This window comes from Pseudomonas sp. NPDC089422, assembly GCF_044749405.1.
GTDB lineage: Bacteria > Pseudomonadota > Gammaproteobacteria > Pseudomonadales > Pseudomonadaceae > Aquipseudomonas.
Genome location: NZ_JBIVHW010000007.1, coordinates 347,819 through 361,386, shown reverse-complemented (window position 1 = coordinate 361,386; position 13,568 = coordinate 347,819). Strand labels below are relative to the sequence as shown.

The 13,568-nt window shown below is 63.6% G+C and carries 12 protein-coding genes; 5 read left to right on the top strand and 7 right to left on the bottom strand.

Going from position 1 to position 13,568, the window contains the following annotated elements:
• The first annotated feature begins 37 nt into the window (after positions 1 to 37).
• Positions 38 to 913: a LysR family transcriptional regulator gene (locus ACIPZ8_RS16090; protein ID WP_400724950.1), complete on the top strand. Its 876-nt coding sequence runs from the start codon at positions 38 to 40 to the stop codon at positions 911 to 913.
• Here the strand turns inward: ACIPZ8_RS16090 and ACIPZ8_RS16085 are convergent.
• A complete protein-coding gene (locus tag ACIPZ8_RS16085; RefSeq protein ID WP_400724947.1) occupies positions 910 to 1,812 on the bottom strand; it encodes a LysR family transcriptional regulator in 903 nt (300 codons plus the stop codon). The two genes, ACIPZ8_RS16090 and ACIPZ8_RS16085, sit on opposite strands and share 4 nt — an antisense overlap.
• Before the next feature lie 124 nt (positions 1,813 to 1,936).
• On the opposite strand from ACIPZ8_RS16085, the gene ACIPZ8_RS16080 reads away from it, so the two are divergent.
• The gene (locus tag ACIPZ8_RS16080) at positions 1,937 to 2,995 is read left to right on the top strand and encodes an AbrB family transcriptional regulator (protein WP_400724944.1); all 1,059 of its coding nucleotides are present in this window, start codon (positions 1,937 to 1,939) and stop codon (positions 2,993 to 2,995) included.
• Between the two features lie 290 nt (positions 2,996 to 3,285).
• Here the strand turns inward: ACIPZ8_RS16080 and dddP are convergent, their stop codons facing one another.
• Both dddP and ACIPZ8_RS16070 read right to left on the bottom strand, forming a co-directional pair.
• Positions 3,286 to 4,632, bottom strand: coding sequence for a dimethylsulfonioproprionate lyase DddP (dddP, locus tag ACIPZ8_RS16075; RefSeq protein WP_400724941.1), 1,347 nt, complete (start codon positions 4,630 to 4,632; stop codon positions 3,286 to 3,288).
• 122 nt (positions 4,633 to 4,754) lie between these two features.
• A complete protein-coding gene (locus ACIPZ8_RS16070; protein ID WP_400724938.1) occupies positions 4,755 to 5,981 on the bottom strand; it encodes an aromatic ring-hydroxylating dioxygenase subunit alpha in 1,227 nt (408 codons plus the stop codon).
• A gap of 160 nt (positions 5,982 to 6,141) precedes the next feature.
• On the opposite strand from ACIPZ8_RS16070, the gene ACIPZ8_RS16065 reads away from it, so the two are divergent.
• Entirely contained in the window at positions 6,142 to 7,128 is a 987-nt protein-coding gene (locus tag ACIPZ8_RS16065) for a LysR family transcriptional regulator (protein WP_400724935.1), read from the top strand.
• A gap of 6 nt (positions 7,129 to 7,134) precedes the next feature.
• On the opposite strand, the gene ACIPZ8_RS16060 is transcribed toward ACIPZ8_RS16065, so the two are convergent.
• Entirely contained in the window at positions 7,135 to 7,614 is a 480-nt protein-coding gene (locus ACIPZ8_RS16060) for a VOC family protein (protein ID WP_400724932.1), read from the bottom strand.
• Between the two features lie 43 nt (positions 7,615 to 7,657).
• The gene (locus ACIPZ8_RS16055; RefSeq protein ID WP_400724929.1) at positions 7,658 to 7,858 is read right to left on the bottom strand and encodes a DUF2388 domain-containing protein; all 201 of its coding nucleotides are present in this window, start codon (positions 7,856 to 7,858) and stop codon (positions 7,658 to 7,660) included.
• Positions 7,859 to 7,910: 52 nt separating this feature from the next.
• Here ACIPZ8_RS16055 and ACIPZ8_RS16050 point away from each other — a divergent pair, with 52 nt between their 5' ends.
• Positions 7,911 to 9,248 (top strand): hypothetical protein, encoded by a 1,338-nt coding sequence (locus tag ACIPZ8_RS16050; RefSeq protein WP_400724926.1) that lies wholly within the window; start codon positions 7,911 to 7,913, stop codon positions 9,246 to 9,248.
• An 87-nt stretch (positions 9,249 to 9,335) separates the two neighbouring features.
• Entirely contained in the window at positions 9,336 to 10,547 is a 1,212-nt protein-coding gene (locus tag ACIPZ8_RS16045; protein WP_400724923.1) for an MFS transporter, read from the top strand.
• Between the two features lie 939 nt (positions 10,548 to 11,486).
• Here the strand turns inward: ACIPZ8_RS16045 and ACIPZ8_RS16040 are convergent.
• Complete coding sequence (locus ACIPZ8_RS16040) at positions 11,487 to 12,035, bottom strand: TetR/AcrR family transcriptional regulator (RefSeq protein ID WP_400724919.1); 549 nt, start codon at positions 12,033 to 12,035, stop codon at positions 11,487 to 11,489.
• A gap of 136 nt (positions 12,036 to 12,171) precedes the next feature.
• Positions 12,172 to 13,515, bottom strand: a complete 1,344-nt coding sequence (locus tag ACIPZ8_RS16035; RefSeq protein ID WP_400724917.1) for an OprD family porin — start codon at positions 13,513 to 13,515, stop codon at positions 12,172 to 12,174.
• Between the last annotated feature and the right edge of the window lie 53 nt (positions 13,516 to 13,568).

The window sequence follows — 13,568 nt, the reverse complement described above, 5'->3', positions numbered from 1 at the left end:
ATATCAAATGAATCTCCCACCATACCCAGGAGGTCTGATGGAGCTGCGCCACCTTCGCTACTTCAAGGTCCTGGCCGAAACCCTGAATTTCACCCGCGCCGCCGAACTGCTGCACATCGCCCAGCCGCCGCTGAGCCGGCAGATCAGCCAGCTGGAAGAACAGCTCGGGACCGTGCTGGTGCTACGCGAACGCCCGCTACGGCTGACCGAGGCCGGCCGTTTCTTCTACGAGCAGACCTGCACCCTGCTGCAGCAACTGGAGAACATCAGCGACAACACCCGGCGCATCGGCCAGGGCCAGCGCCAGTGGCTGGGCATCGGTTTCGCCCCCTCCACCTTGTACACGGTACTGCCGGAGCTGATCCGCGAACTGCGCAAGGACAGCGAGCTGGAACTGGGCCTGAGCGAGATGACCACCCTGCAGCAGGTGGAAGCGCTGAAAAGCGGGCGCATCGACATCGCCTTCGGCCGCATCCGCATCGACGACCCGGCGATCCAGCAGCAAGTGCTGCGCGAAGACCCGCTGGTGGCGGTTTTGCCCAAGGGCCATGCCCTGGCCGGCGCGCCGCTGACCCTCGAACAACTGGCCAGGGAAGCGTTCATCCTCTACCCCGCCAACCCCAGGCCAAGCTACGCCGACCACATCCTCGCGCTGTTCGCCCACCACGGCATGAGCCTCAAGGTCAGCCAGTGGGCCAACGAACTGCAGACCGCCATCGGCCTGGTTGCCGTCGGGCTGGGCGTGACCCTGGTGCCGGAGTCGGTGCAACAACAGCACCGCACCGATATCGAGTACGCCAGCCTGCTCGACCGCAGCGCCGTCAGCCCGATCATCCTCAGCCGGCGCAAGGGCGACAGCAGCCCGATGGTGCAGCGCTGCCTGGCGCTGATTTCCCAGCAGGCAGCCAGTTAGCCACGTTCGAAAAAGCTGCTGCCCTTTTCCTTGAGCAGCGTCACCAATGCCCCTGCTGCTGGCGACAGGTAGCCGTCCGTGCGCACCGACACTGCCACGGTCCGACGCATGGTGGTCTGCTTCAGCGGCACCTCGCGCAGCCAGGACATGCCCAAGCCATGTTCGAGGGTTTCCCGGGCGGCGAAGCTGAGCAGCTGTGTACGCGCGATCAGGCGGGGCAGCAGCGAGATGGCGTTGGTCTCGATCTGCACCTGCGGCGCTGGCAGCTGGTGGGCGATGAACACGTTGTCGATCCAGCGCCGGGCGGTCACCATCGGCCCCGCCAGCACCCAGCGGTACTGGCAGAGGCGCTGCAGAGTGATGGGGCCGGCGAAGATCGGGTGTTCGGCGCTGGCCACCACGATCGCTTCATCTTCGAGGATGGGATAGGTGGTGAACTCGGGGTCCATGGCGATCTGCGGTGAAATGATCACATCCAGCCGCCCGGCGCGCAGGGATTCCTTGAGCACATCGTCCTGGGCAATGGAAAGCTTCAAGGTCACTTCCGGTGCCCGTTCCAGCAACGCTGCGGTCAGGTGCGGCAGCAGGTGATCGGCCATGCTCGCCGCACAGCCCAGGCGGATGTTGCCGACCAGCCCACTGGCGAAGTCGCGCACCTCGCGTTCGGTTTCGGCGATGTTCAGCTGCAGTTGCTTGCCGCGGGCCAGCAGCAGCTTGCCGACATCGGTGAGCTTGATGCGCCGGCCATCGCGCTGGAACAACCGGGTACCCAGCGATTCTTCCAGGCGCTGGATGCTCTTGCTCAGCGCCGGCTGGCTGCGGTTGAGCTTCTCCGCCGCCCGGCCCAGGTGCCCCAGCTCGGCGATGGTTTCGAAATAGGTAAGATCACGCAGGTCCATGATTCATGAATTTCAGTTATGGATTCATCGAAAGTAGAAAATAGACTTGATCGATTGCGCCGTCGATAATTTTCTCCGCTGGCGCTGCCAGCCCCGCGTTATCGCTGCGCAAGGAGTATCCACGTTGCAGACCGCCCTACCCGCCTCTTTCAGACCCCTCTGCCAATGGCTCGCCCTGCTGCTCTGCGCCGGTGCCTTCGGTCAGTTGCTGCATGCCCTGGCCGTACCGGCCGGGTTGTTCCTCGGCCCCATGCTGGTGGCCATCGTCTTCGGCGTCGCAGGCGCGCAACTGCACCTGCACCGCCAGGTGTTCCGCTTCGGCCAAGGTTGCGTCGGCCTGCTGGTCGCGCACTCGGTGAGCTGGGCGGTGCTGGTGTCGATGGCCCAGTCCTGGCACCTGATGTTGGTCGCCACCTTCATCACGGTGGTGCTCAGCGCCCTGGTCGGCCTGGGCACCGTGCGCTTCGGCGGCATCCCCGGCAGCACCGCCGCCTGGGGTACCGCGCCAGGCGCAGCGTCGGCGATGGTGTCGATGGCCGAGGAAAATGGCGCCGACGGCCGCGTGGTTGCGACCATGCAGTATGTGCGGGTGGTGTGCGTGGTGATGATCGGCTCGCTGGTCAGTCACCTGCTCGGCGCCACGCCGGGTGCGGTGGCTCATGCGCCGGCGATGTTGGAAGGCCCGCATCTGCTCGATACCCTGCTCAGTCTGGGCGTGGTGCTGGTTGGCATCACCCTGGGTAATCGCCTGCCGGCCGGTGCGTTGCTGACACCGCTGCTGCTAGGCGGTGCCCTGCAACTGAGCGGGCTGCTGACCATCCGCTTGCCCGAGCCCTTGCTGGCCGTTGCCTACGGCGCCATCGGCTGCTACATCGGCCTGCGTTTCGACCGGCCGACCGTGCGTTATGTGTGGAAGCGTCTGCCGACCATGATTGCCGGGGCGGTGGCGTTGATCGTGCTGTGCGCCGCGTGCGCCTACCTGCTGGCCCTGGCGATGGGCACGGACTTTCTGTCGATGTACCTGGCTACCAGCCCGGGCGGGCTGGATGCGATGGCGATCATCGCCGTCGAGACCCATGCCGATGTCGGGTTGGTGCTGGCGATGCAGACGTTGCGGTTGTTCGGGGTGATTCTGACCGGGGCCTTCTGTGCGCGGCAGATCATACGCCTGACCCGGGGGTAGGGGGTGCAAGCGCATGTCTGATGAGTTGTGCCGCCTGAGAGATCGAGCGCCGCCCGCGCGGCGCATCGCAGGCAAGCCTGCTCCTACATCTGTTTCGGGCCAGTGAAGCCTGTGCCATTGGCGCGCGTACCCTTGTAGCATGACTCGATATTGCGTCGTACAAACAAGGGGCCGCGCGCCAATGCCTCAGGAATAATTGGCCCGAAACAGATGTAGGAGCAGGCTTGCCTGCGATGCGCCGCGCGGGCGGCGCTCGATCTCCCAGGCACCACACGCCTCAAGGCAGGCACCTAATCCCGCAGGAAGCTGTCTTCGAACGGGTAATGGGTCAACAGCTCGAACCCGCTCTCGGTCACCAGCAACTGGTTCTCCAGCTTGATCCCGTCACGCCCGCCCACCTCGCCGACATAAGCCTCGACACACAGCGCCATGCCCGGCTGCAGCTCACCTTCATAGCCATAGGACTCAAGGTCTTCCGGGTAGCGAATGCTCGGGTATTCGTCGCACAGCCCCACCCCATGGAACATCACCCCATAGCGCTGCGCGCGACAGCTTTCCGGCAGGCGGTGGCCATTGCGGGTGAGTTCGGTGAAGCGCACCCCAGGCTTGACCATCTCGGCGTTGACGTGGATGTGTTCGTGGGCAATGCGATACAGACGCTTCTGCTCGTCGGTGGGCTCGACATCACCGCAGATCCAGCTGCGCGACATGTCCACGCAGAAGCCATACACACCGATCAGGTCGGTGTCGAACGACAGCAGATCACCGTCGCTCAGTACCCGTGGGCCGGACTCCTGATACCAGGGGTTGGTGCGCGGGCCCGAGCTGAGGATGCGGGTTTCGATCCACTCGCCGCCACGGCGAATGTTGCCCGCATGCAGCGCGGCCCAGACATCGTTCTCGGTAGCACCCGCGCGCATGGCCTGGCGCATCTCGGCGATCGAGGCTTCGCAGGAGGCCACCGCGCAGCGCATGGCGAGGATTTCGTCCGGCCCCTTGATCAGGCGGGCGAACTCGGTGACTTCCTGGCCGTTGTGCACCTGCACGCCCAGCGCATCGAGGGCGCGCAAGCCGGCGACTTCGATGCGGTCCACGGCCAGGCGGCGGTTGTTGCCGGCATGGGTGCGCAGCAGTTCATCGACCTGGGCGCAGAAGCGCCTGGCATGTTCCTCGGTGCGGTCGCCCGTCTCGAAATAGAAGAACGACGCACCGCTGCGCAACTCGCTGACCAGCGGCAGGTGCGCGGAAAGGTGATCGCAGCCATGGAAGTCCCACAGCACCACATGGCCGCTGGCGGCGACGAAGCAGGCGCGGGCCGGGTTGTGGGTGGTCCACAGCTGCATGTTGGTGGTGTCGGTGGCGTAGCGGATGTTCAGCGGGTCGAACAGCAGGATACCGCCGAGGTCGCGGGCGATGAGCTGCTCGCGGATGCGTTGCAGGCGGTACTCACGCATGCTCGGCAGGTGCGGTGCCTGCAGGCCGAGGTTGGCCCATTCGGCGAAGGCCAGCGGGGTCGGGCCGATTTCGGTGCGGTCGTTGTCATCGACCGAGCCATCGGCCTTGAGCGCGGCGGCGCGCTGGCGGGACGGGTCAATGCGGCGGGCCTGGGCGGGGATCGAGAACGGTGATGTCATCATGGCGTGCGGTTTTCCCTGGTCTTATTGTGTGGAAACAGCGGTATTGATGATGTGCGATTGCGGGCAGGCCAGCGCCCTCAAAGTCGTCAGGACAATGCCCGAAAGCGGCGCTGGCCCAGGGCTCATGCGAGGCGCGGCGAAACTTCGCTCAAGCGCCGGGTCATCAGCTCGCAATACCAGTCGACGAACTGGCAGACGCCGTTCTCCACCAGGCCCGAATAGGGGCCCGGCTGGTAGGCCGGCGAAGTCACACCGACCTGGGTGCCCTCCACCAGCCGGCGATCCTGGTCGTTGGTGGCCATCCACACCTTGGTCAGGCGCTCGAGGTCGTAGTCCACGCCTTCCTGGGCATCCTTGGGCACCAGCCACTTGGTGGTCACCAAGGTCTGCCCCGGCCCCTGCGGCAACACGCGGAAGCTCAGGGCGTGGTCGCCGAGAAAATGGTTCCAGGTCGAGGGGTAGTTGAAGTACAGCAGCGCGCCGATGTTGGCCACGCCGCTGCGGTCCAGGCGGCGGGCAACGGCCGGCTTGCCGTCCATGGTGTAGCTGGTTGCGCCGTTGTTGAGCGGGATGCGCGTCATGCGGTACTGGCCACCCGGGTCCATGACCAGGCGGCTGGCCATGCCGTTGGCTTCGCAGACGTTCCAGTGCGCGGCCAGTTCCGGGTCTTCCTCACCGCCAATGCCCTGCACCGATACGTTCTCGACGAACGAGTTGAGCAGCTCGGGGTGGGTACCGTCGCAGTGGTAGCACTCGCGGTTGTTCTCGAACACCAGCTTCCAGTTGCCCTGCTCCACCAGGTTGGCCTCGAAGGCGACCTTGCAGTCTTCCAGGTAGTGCGGGCCGATGAAGGGCGACACGGCGCTGCGAAACGGCTCGAAGTCTGGCGCGACCTTGGCCACGCACACATAGATGTAGCTGTGCACCACTTCGCAGTGGGCCGGCAGCAGGCCGTGCTCGGCGGTGTTGAAATCGGGGCCCATGTTGCCGGCGAACAGCAGGCGACCATCGAGCTCGAAGGTCCATTTGTGGTAAGGGCACACCAGCTTGGCGACCTTGCCCTTGGCCTCGGTGCACACCTTGGAGCCGCGGTGCCGGCAGGTATTGTGAAAGGCGCGCACCTGGCCATCGCTGCCGCGTACCACGGCCACCGGGTAATCGCCGACCTGCAGGGTGATGTACTGGCCGGGCTTTTCCAGTTCGAAGGTGTGCCCGGCAAAGATCCACTCGCGGTGCCAGATCTGCTCCAGGTCCTGCCGGTACAGACCGGCATCGCTGTAGGCGGCGCCGGGCAAGCCATGTTGGGGTTTGCGTTGCTTGATCAGGTCCAATACATCAGTGTGCTGCATTATTGTTGTTCTCCCGCGTGGGACTTCAATGCAGGGATTCGTTCGGTTAGTCTCTGAAACGAATAACAAAGCGTCATCGCTGCTGCCTGATCACAGTCTATTGCCAGTGTTTTGCCGCAAAGAATCGACATTTTCTGAGGCTAATTGATTACCAAAACGTATGGTCAAGCACACCGAACCCGATCAGACCTTGATCAAGATGCCCTCGCTGCGCGCGGTCAAGGCCTTCGTCGCCGCCGCCCGCTACCAGAACTTCACCCGTGCGGCCGAAGCGCTGTGCGTGACCCAGGCGGCGATCAGCCGGCAGATCCGCGACCTTGAGGAGCACCTGGGAGCCGAACTGTTCAACCGCGCCGGGCGTGCGGTCGAGCTGACCCCGGCCGGTTCGATCTTCTACGACGCCGTGCAGCTGTCGTTCACCAACATTGCCCAGGCCGCCGACCGCATCCGCCACAGCGAGTCGCCCAAGCAGCGCGTCACCCTGTGCTGCTCACCGGCATTCGCCAACTTCTGGCTCGGGCCGAAGTTGCCGGCATTGTTCGCCGCCTACCCCGAGATCGACCTGAACATCGTGACGATGCAGAACTTCCTGACCCTCGAAAACGGGGTCAATCCGGACATCATCATCTGCAAGATGGCCAAGAGCGGCCAGGGCTACTTCAGCCAACCGCTGGTCTGCGACGTGATCTACCCGGTGTGCTCACCGCAGTACCTGGAACAGCACCCGCAGATCTGCACGCTGGATGGCCTGCGCAACACCGCCCTGCTCAACCTCAGCCCGTTCGGCCGCTCGCAGGTGGCCGAACACGTGGACTGGAAAGTCTGGTTCGCCTATCAGGACATCGACCTCGACCGGCGCGACGCGGATGCACCGCAACTGTTCAACGCCAACGACTACAGCCTGCTGATGCAGCTGGCGCAGCACCATCAGGGCGTGGCCCTGGGCTGGCACTATCTGGTCGCGCCGCTGGTGGAACAGGGCTTGCTGGTGCGGCCGGTGAGCGACACGCTGGTCCACCGCGACACCCGCCATTACCTCAGCCTCAGCGAAGCCAAGAGCCGCGATGCCAGTTGCTGCAAGTTGCGCGACTGGTTGATCGATCAGTTCGACTGGTCGCTGCATGAAGAGGTCGACACCCAGGCGTGATCGGCCCTAGCCTTTCAATGCTGCCTCGATCTTCGCCACGTCGATCTTGCCCATGTTCATCATGGCGTCGAACGCCCGCTTGGCGGCGGCCTTGTCGGGGTTGGCGATGGCTTCGATGAGAATGCGCGGGGTGATCTGCCAGGAGATGCCCCACTTGTCCTTGCACCAGCCGCAGACGCTCTCGCTGCCGCCGTTGCTGACGATGGCATGCCAGAGCCGGTCGGTCTCGGCCTGGTCCTCGGTGCTGACCTGGAAGGAAAACGCCTCGCAGTGCTTGAACGTGGTGCCGCCATTGAGCCCCACACAGGGTATGCCCATCACGGTGAACTCGACCGTGATCACGTCTCCAGCCTTGCCCGACGGGTAGTCACCGGGTGCCGGATGCACCGCCACCACCTTGCTGTCGGGGAAGGTCCTGGCATAGAAATTCGCCGCTTCTTCGGCATCCTTGTCGAACCACAGGCAGATCGTGTTCTTGGCAGTCATGGCAAGGCTCCATGGGGGAACAGAAAGCCTTGAGTCTAGCCCTTCAGCCCTGGTTGGCGATGGCCACGGCCAGTTCAGGGTCGCTGACCGTCGATTGCAGATAGGCCTGGCGGTCGTCGCGCAGCGCCTGCTGCAGGCGCGGGCCGCACAGGCGACCATGGGTCGCGACGTAGGCCAGGGCAACGCTCAGAAGCAGCCTACCAACCGCAGAGAAATATCCTACAACCCACGGATTCCGAGGCACTGCATCATTCCTGACGAACCTCACAAGCGACTTTTCGCAGGGAGATACAGGTTTGTCGGATTTCAAATCAAGGTTACAGCACCTCAGCGCCGAACAGATCGAGGCGCTGTACAGCGAATACATCGGCGGTGAAAAGATCGCGGTACTGCTCGAACGCTACGCCATCGACATCGCCCCCAGCAGCCTGATCAAGGCTTTTCCCCCGGTGCCTTGCGCCGAACTCGAGTGCCCTTACTGCGAAGTCAGCCTGTACGAGCGGCGCAAAAGCCGCTCGGCCAACAGCTGGAACGACAACCTGGCCTACTGCCCGAACTGCGCCCACCGCCATTACTTCCCGGGGCGCAACCAATGGCAACGCGATTGCGCCTGCCAGCCCTGCCTGGCGGCACGTGAACGGGCCAGGCAGGCAAAGGCCATCGAGCAACGCAAGCGCATCAACGAGCACTGGTCATTGGCAAAGCGCCAGCCTGTGCCGTTGCACACGCTGTCGATCACCCGCCAGTTGCAGTTGCTGGCCGTGCTCGAAATACGCATGGATACGCAAAGGGATTTCATCCTCGCTGCGGAAAAAACCACCGGGGATGCGCGTGTCAGCCCATCCCTGGGCATGGATTCAACCATCCTGCTGGCGCTGCACGAGGACCAGATTCTGCTGGTCGACCCCGATTCGCCGCTGGATGCCTTCAGCGACGACCCCACACCGAAGGCCTGGCAGAACAAGGTGCGCTGGATCGCCAATGTCAGCCTGGATGATCCACAGCGGGCCGGCCTTGGCCCGCTGTATCGCGCGCTGCACAGGGCACTGTCCGAAGGCCCGCAGCCGCAATGGCATGACGAACTCGTCGCGGCCATCAAACAGCTTTGCAGCGAAGAAGTCTGCGCCTACATCGCCACCCGGAGCGCAGAACACGGCCTGCCCTTCGAGGCCAGGAAGAAAGCCGCCGAAGTCGCAGCGCAGCTGCTCGACACGCACCCCGTGCGGCACATCTGGTCGCTTGTCAATACCGCCATCCGTGGGGCGTTGTCATTCCTGGCTCGCGCCCAGGTCAACAAACTCCATGCTGCCAACACCATTCCCGGGAGCATGCTGTCGCTGAGCGAACGCGCCATCCGCGAGGACTGGCAGTTCACGGTATCGAGCTACGACACCCACGCCCCGCGCTCAGGCTTCAGCCAGGCGCTGTTCGACGTGCTGTTGCAACAGCATGATCACGGCCTGTGCCGCAAGGTCAGCGACTACATCGCCGAACTGCCGGGGCATGCCGATAGCAACGGCTGTACGCTGTTCTGCGCGATGTGCGGTTCGAACCTGGTACACGTGCAGGCAGGGCCTCGGGAAACCATCGTCAATTGCAAGGACTGCCTGGCCAGGACCTTGGTGTCGACCTGAGCGAGACCGGCAACAGGCATTGACCAATACCTCGTACGCCCGTACGATTTTTCCGTACAGCCGTACGATAAACCTGACGAGCCTCAAATGCCTGCCACCATTACCCACCGGTCCCGCCATGTGCTTTACCTGTTGTTCCTGCTCCCCGGGTTGACCCTGGCCACCTGGGTGACCCGCACCCCCGCCCTGCGTGACGGCCTGCAGGCCTCCACCGAGCAGATGGGCATGATCCTGTTCGGGTTCTCTTCGGGGGCCATGCTGGGCATCCTCAGCGCCGGTCGCATGATTGCCCGCCAGGGTGCCAACCGCACGCTTCGCCTGGGCCTGCTGGGCCTGTCGGTCGGGCTGTGCGTGTTGGCGGCGAGCAGTGACCTGAACAGTGCCTGGTGTGCCTTTGCCGGTTTGCTGGTGTTTGGCTTGGGCATGGGCTGGGCGGATATCGCAGCCAACATCGAAGGTGCTGCGGTAGAGCGCGCCATCGATGCGCCGATCATGACCACGCTGCATGGCTTCTTCAGCCTCGGTACCCTGCTCGGCGCCTTGATCGGCATGGCCATGACCGCTGCCGAAGTGCCGCTGGATGTGCATTTGCTGGCCATGGCCGGCCTGTCGGCGGTCGCTACCCTGGCGCTGATCGGGCACGCGCCCCGGGCCAGCGAAGCGTCTGGTGAACGACAGGGCAGCGGCGCTCATGGGTTGCACTGGGCGTCTTTGCTGAAGGACCGGCGTTTGCTGCTGATCTGCCTGGTGGTGCTGGCCATGGCCCTGGCTGAAGGCGCGGCCAATGACTGGCTGCCGCTGCTGATGATCGATGGCCACGGTTTTGCGCCAACCACCGGCACCTTGATCTACCTGGTATTCACCATTGGCATGACCCTTGGGCGCTTTGCCGGGGCGCCGGTGATCCGTCGTTTCGGCCGCGCCTTCACCCTGCGTGCCAGCGCGCTGATCGGTACCTTGAGCCTGGCCCTGGTGGTGTTCTGCGATGTGCAGTGGGTGGCCGCTGCCGCCGTGGTGCTCTGGGGCATCGGCGCTTCGCTGGGTTTCCCGCTGGCCATTTCGGCAGCAGGCGAAAGCGGCGCGGGCGGCGATCAACGGGTGCGCCTGGCCGCCACGGCGGGTTACCTGGCCTTCCTGGTCGGCCCGCCGCTGCTGGGCTTCATCGGCGAACATTGCGGCCTGCGCCTGGCGATGCTGCCGGTGCTGACGCTGGTGGCCGTCGCCTACGTGCTGGCCTCGTCGCTGCAGGAGCGCAATCGCCTGCAGGGAGAGACGCAAGCCAGTAACCAAGTTGGCTAACGCTGTTGCTGTTGCTGTTGCTGTTGCTGTTGCTGTTGCTGTTTGCTGTTGCTTCTAAGTGCGCGGTAGTTCAGCAAACGCCGAATGCGACTTCAGGAGGCCGAGCGCAGGCGTCTGGAGGGCCAGGGTGCGCAGCACCCCTTCGGCGCAGCCGAAGGCGCGAGATGTAGACTTGCGCAGCAAGTCGTAGGCCGCGCGGGCCCGGAAGGCGCCGGAGCGAGGGGACCCCGGAGCGCAGCGCAGGGGCCGGATGATGGGAGCCAGCGTTTTTTGGTTACTTTTTGTCGCGTTTGACAAAAAGTGACCCGCCGTAAGGGCGGAAAGGTGACTGTGCGTCGCCATCGCAAATGAATGTACTCGTCATAATTAAAACCCGCGCATTTTTGCTTTTTGCTTTTTGGAGTGGGCTTTCAAATCAGGTCTACATTCATTCGCCATGGTGGCGCTGAATCACCCTTTCGCCTTTACGGCGACCTACTTTTTGACTGGGCAAAAAGTAGGCAAAAACCCCCGCTCCCATCATCCGGCCCCTACGCTGCGCTCCGGGGTCCCCTCACTCCGGCGCCTTCCGGGCCCGCGCGGCCTACGACTTGCTGCGCAAGTCTACATCTCGCGCCTTCGGCTACGCCGAAGGGGTGCTACGCACCCTGGCCCTCCAGACGCCTGCGTTCGGCCTCCTGAAGTCGCACTCTGCGTCGCCTGAGCTACCGCGCGCTTAGAAGCAAGAGCAGAGCAGGAGCAAGAGCAGAGCAGGAGCAAGAGCAAGAGCAAGAGCAAGAGCAAGAGCAAGAGCAAGAGCAAGAGCAAGAGCAAGAGCAAGAGCAAGAGCAGTAGCAGTAGCAGTAGCAGTAGCGGTAGCAGTAGCGGTAGCAGTAGCGGTAGCAGTAGCGGTAGCAGTAGGTTGCGTGGCTGGTTCGGCTGTCGATGCCAGCGCTGTCTTTACGCAATCGCCTCGATCAACGCCAGTATGTCGGCCCGGCTGACCGTGGTCTTGCTCAGGGCATTGTGGATGGTGAAGCCTTCGATCAGCGCATCCAGCGCCCGAGCAGTCTTCTCGTCGAAATGGATCTGAAGGGCCTGGCGCGACCGGGCCATCCAGTCATCCATCACGTAGGTGTACTCGGGATTGCGCGAGACGAAGGTGTACAACTCGAAGATCAGCAGCATCTGCCCCGAGGCCTTCCACAGATCACCGCAAATCAGGTCCGCGACCAGTTCTCGGGCGTGAGCCGTATCACGGGCTTCGCCGAGCTGGCGGAAGTACTGGTCGGCGATGCCGTTGCTCATCTTCACGAAGGCCGCCGCGACTATTTCGTTGATGTTGCTGAAGTGGTAGGTCATGGTCCCAGGCGAAACCCCGGCCTGGGCAGCGATACGCCGGTAGGTCGCGCAGCCGGCACCTTCCTGGCGGATGACCTGCAACGCGGCATCGATGATCACCGCCTTGCTGTCTGCGGTGGTGAGGTCGTGCTTCTTCGGTCTTGGCATGCTCGGCTCGCTGCGGTGAGTGCCGGCGAGGATAGCAAGGTTGGGCAAGGGGCAAAAATCAAAAAAGGCGCCCCGACCGGGGCGCCAAACCATTCACCTCTTTACCAAAGGAGCTGACAAGCTTCTAAAGGTGAATTCACAGCACCGACAGCGGGTACTCGACGATCAGCCGCACTTCGTCCAGGTCCGATTCGAACGCAGTGGCCCGGGTGGTCGCCTGGCGCACCCGCAATGACAGGTCCTTGGCAGCGCCGCTCTGCACCACATACTTGACCTCGATATCCCGCTCCCAGCGCTTCTGATCGGTCAACGGGTTGCCGTCCGCGTCGCGGCGCATGTAGAAGGCGTTGGCGTTGGAGTAATCCGCATCGGTGCCTCTTGCGTACCGGGTCATGAACGACAGCCCCGGTACTCCATAGGCCGCCATGTCCAGGTCATAGCGCAGCATCCACGAGCGCTCCTTGGGCGAGTTGAAGTCGCTATACTGGATGGAGTTGTCGAGGAAGATCGAGTCGGACTGGCGCAGGTAGTCGAAGTCATCGTCACCATTGTTGCGCTGGCGGCTCAGCGCCAAGGTATGGGCGCCGAAGCGCACCCCGACTTTCGCGCTCCAGATATCGTTGTCGAACGCACCCAGCCGCTGCCGGCCTTCATCGACGGCCTTGTAGTAGTTGAGGCCACCGATCAGGGCGAGGTCATCACTCAACGGCCAGCTGGCACGGGTGCCGGCATAGTACTGGTTCCACACATCCTTGAGCCGGCTGCTGAACAGGCTGACGCTGATGTGCTCGTTGAGGTCGTAGTCGCCACCGCCATAGGCGATCCAGGGCGAGTCCACCGGGCCGCCGTAGAAGGTCACGAAGTTCTCGCGCAGGTCGCTGGAGACCGGCTGGCTCATCGCGTGCAAGCGGCCGGCCTGCAAGGTCAGACCCTTGAGGCTGGTGTTCTCCACCGTCACGCCGCGAAAGCTCTCCGGCAACAGGCGCGAATCACCCGCGGCCACGACCGGGTTGGCCGGGAACACATCGCCCACTTTCAGCACGGTATCGAACAGTCGCACCTTGGCGGCACCGCCCAGCTTGGTGTATTGGTCACGCGCCTGGCCGTCGTGGTCCACCGGCAGCACATCGAACGAACTGCGCCCGCCGTTGCGCCCACCGCCGGTGTCCAGCTTGAGGCCGAGCATGACGAAGGCGTCCAGGCCAAAACCCACCGTGCCTTGGGTGAAGCCGGATTCGTATCGGGTGATGATGGCGTGCGCCCAAGCCTCGGAATAACCATTGCTGGCCGGCTTGGTACCGTTGCGCACCGGGGCTGGCCCGTCGCGGTTGTCGCGGTTGAAGTAGAAGTTGCGGTTGAGCACGTTGAGCGTGCTGCCCTCGATAAAACCTTCGGCTGATTCTTCGGCGGCGCTTGCCAGTGCACTGACGCCAGACAGCGCCAGGCATGCAGCCAGGGACAGGGGTGCGGTTCGGGTCATCCGAAGCTCCTTGGGGGACGTTTTTGTTGTGTCAGCGGAGTCGGAGAGTGGGG

Coding starts and splice junctions, on each gene's coding strand:
- ACIPZ8_RS16090 (WP_400724950.1), top strand. CDS start 38: ATGGAGCTGCGCCACCTTCGCTACTTCAAGGTCCTGGCCGAAACCCTG.
- ACIPZ8_RS16085 (WP_400724947.1), bottom strand. CDS start 1,812: ATGGACCTGCGTGATCTTACCTATTTCGAAACCATCGCCGAGCTGGGG.
- dddP (WP_400724941.1), bottom strand. CDS start 4,632: ATGATGACATCACCGTTCTCGATCCCCGCCCAGGCCCGCCGCATTGAC.
- ACIPZ8_RS16070 (WP_400724938.1), bottom strand. CDS start 5,981: ATGCAGCACACTGATGTATTGGACCTGATCAAGCAACGCAAACCCCAA.
- ACIPZ8_RS16065 (WP_400724935.1), top strand. CDS start 6,142: ATGGTCAAGCACACCGAACCCGATCAGACCTTGATCAAGATGCCCTCG.
- ACIPZ8_RS16060 (WP_400724932.1), bottom strand. CDS start 7,614: ATGACTGCCAAGAACACGATCTGCCTGTGGTTCGACAAGGATGCCGAA.
- ACIPZ8_RS16045 (WP_400724923.1), top strand. CDS start 9,336: ATGCCTGCCACCATTACCCACCGGTCCCGCCATGTGCTTTACCTGTTG.
- ACIPZ8_RS16040 (WP_400724919.1), bottom strand. CDS start 12,035: ATGCCAAGACCGAAGAAGCACGACCTCACCACCGCAGACAGCAAGGCG.
- ACIPZ8_RS16035 (WP_400724917.1), bottom strand. CDS start 13,515: ATGACCCGAACCGCACCCCTGTCCCTGGCTGCATGCCTGGCGCTGTCT.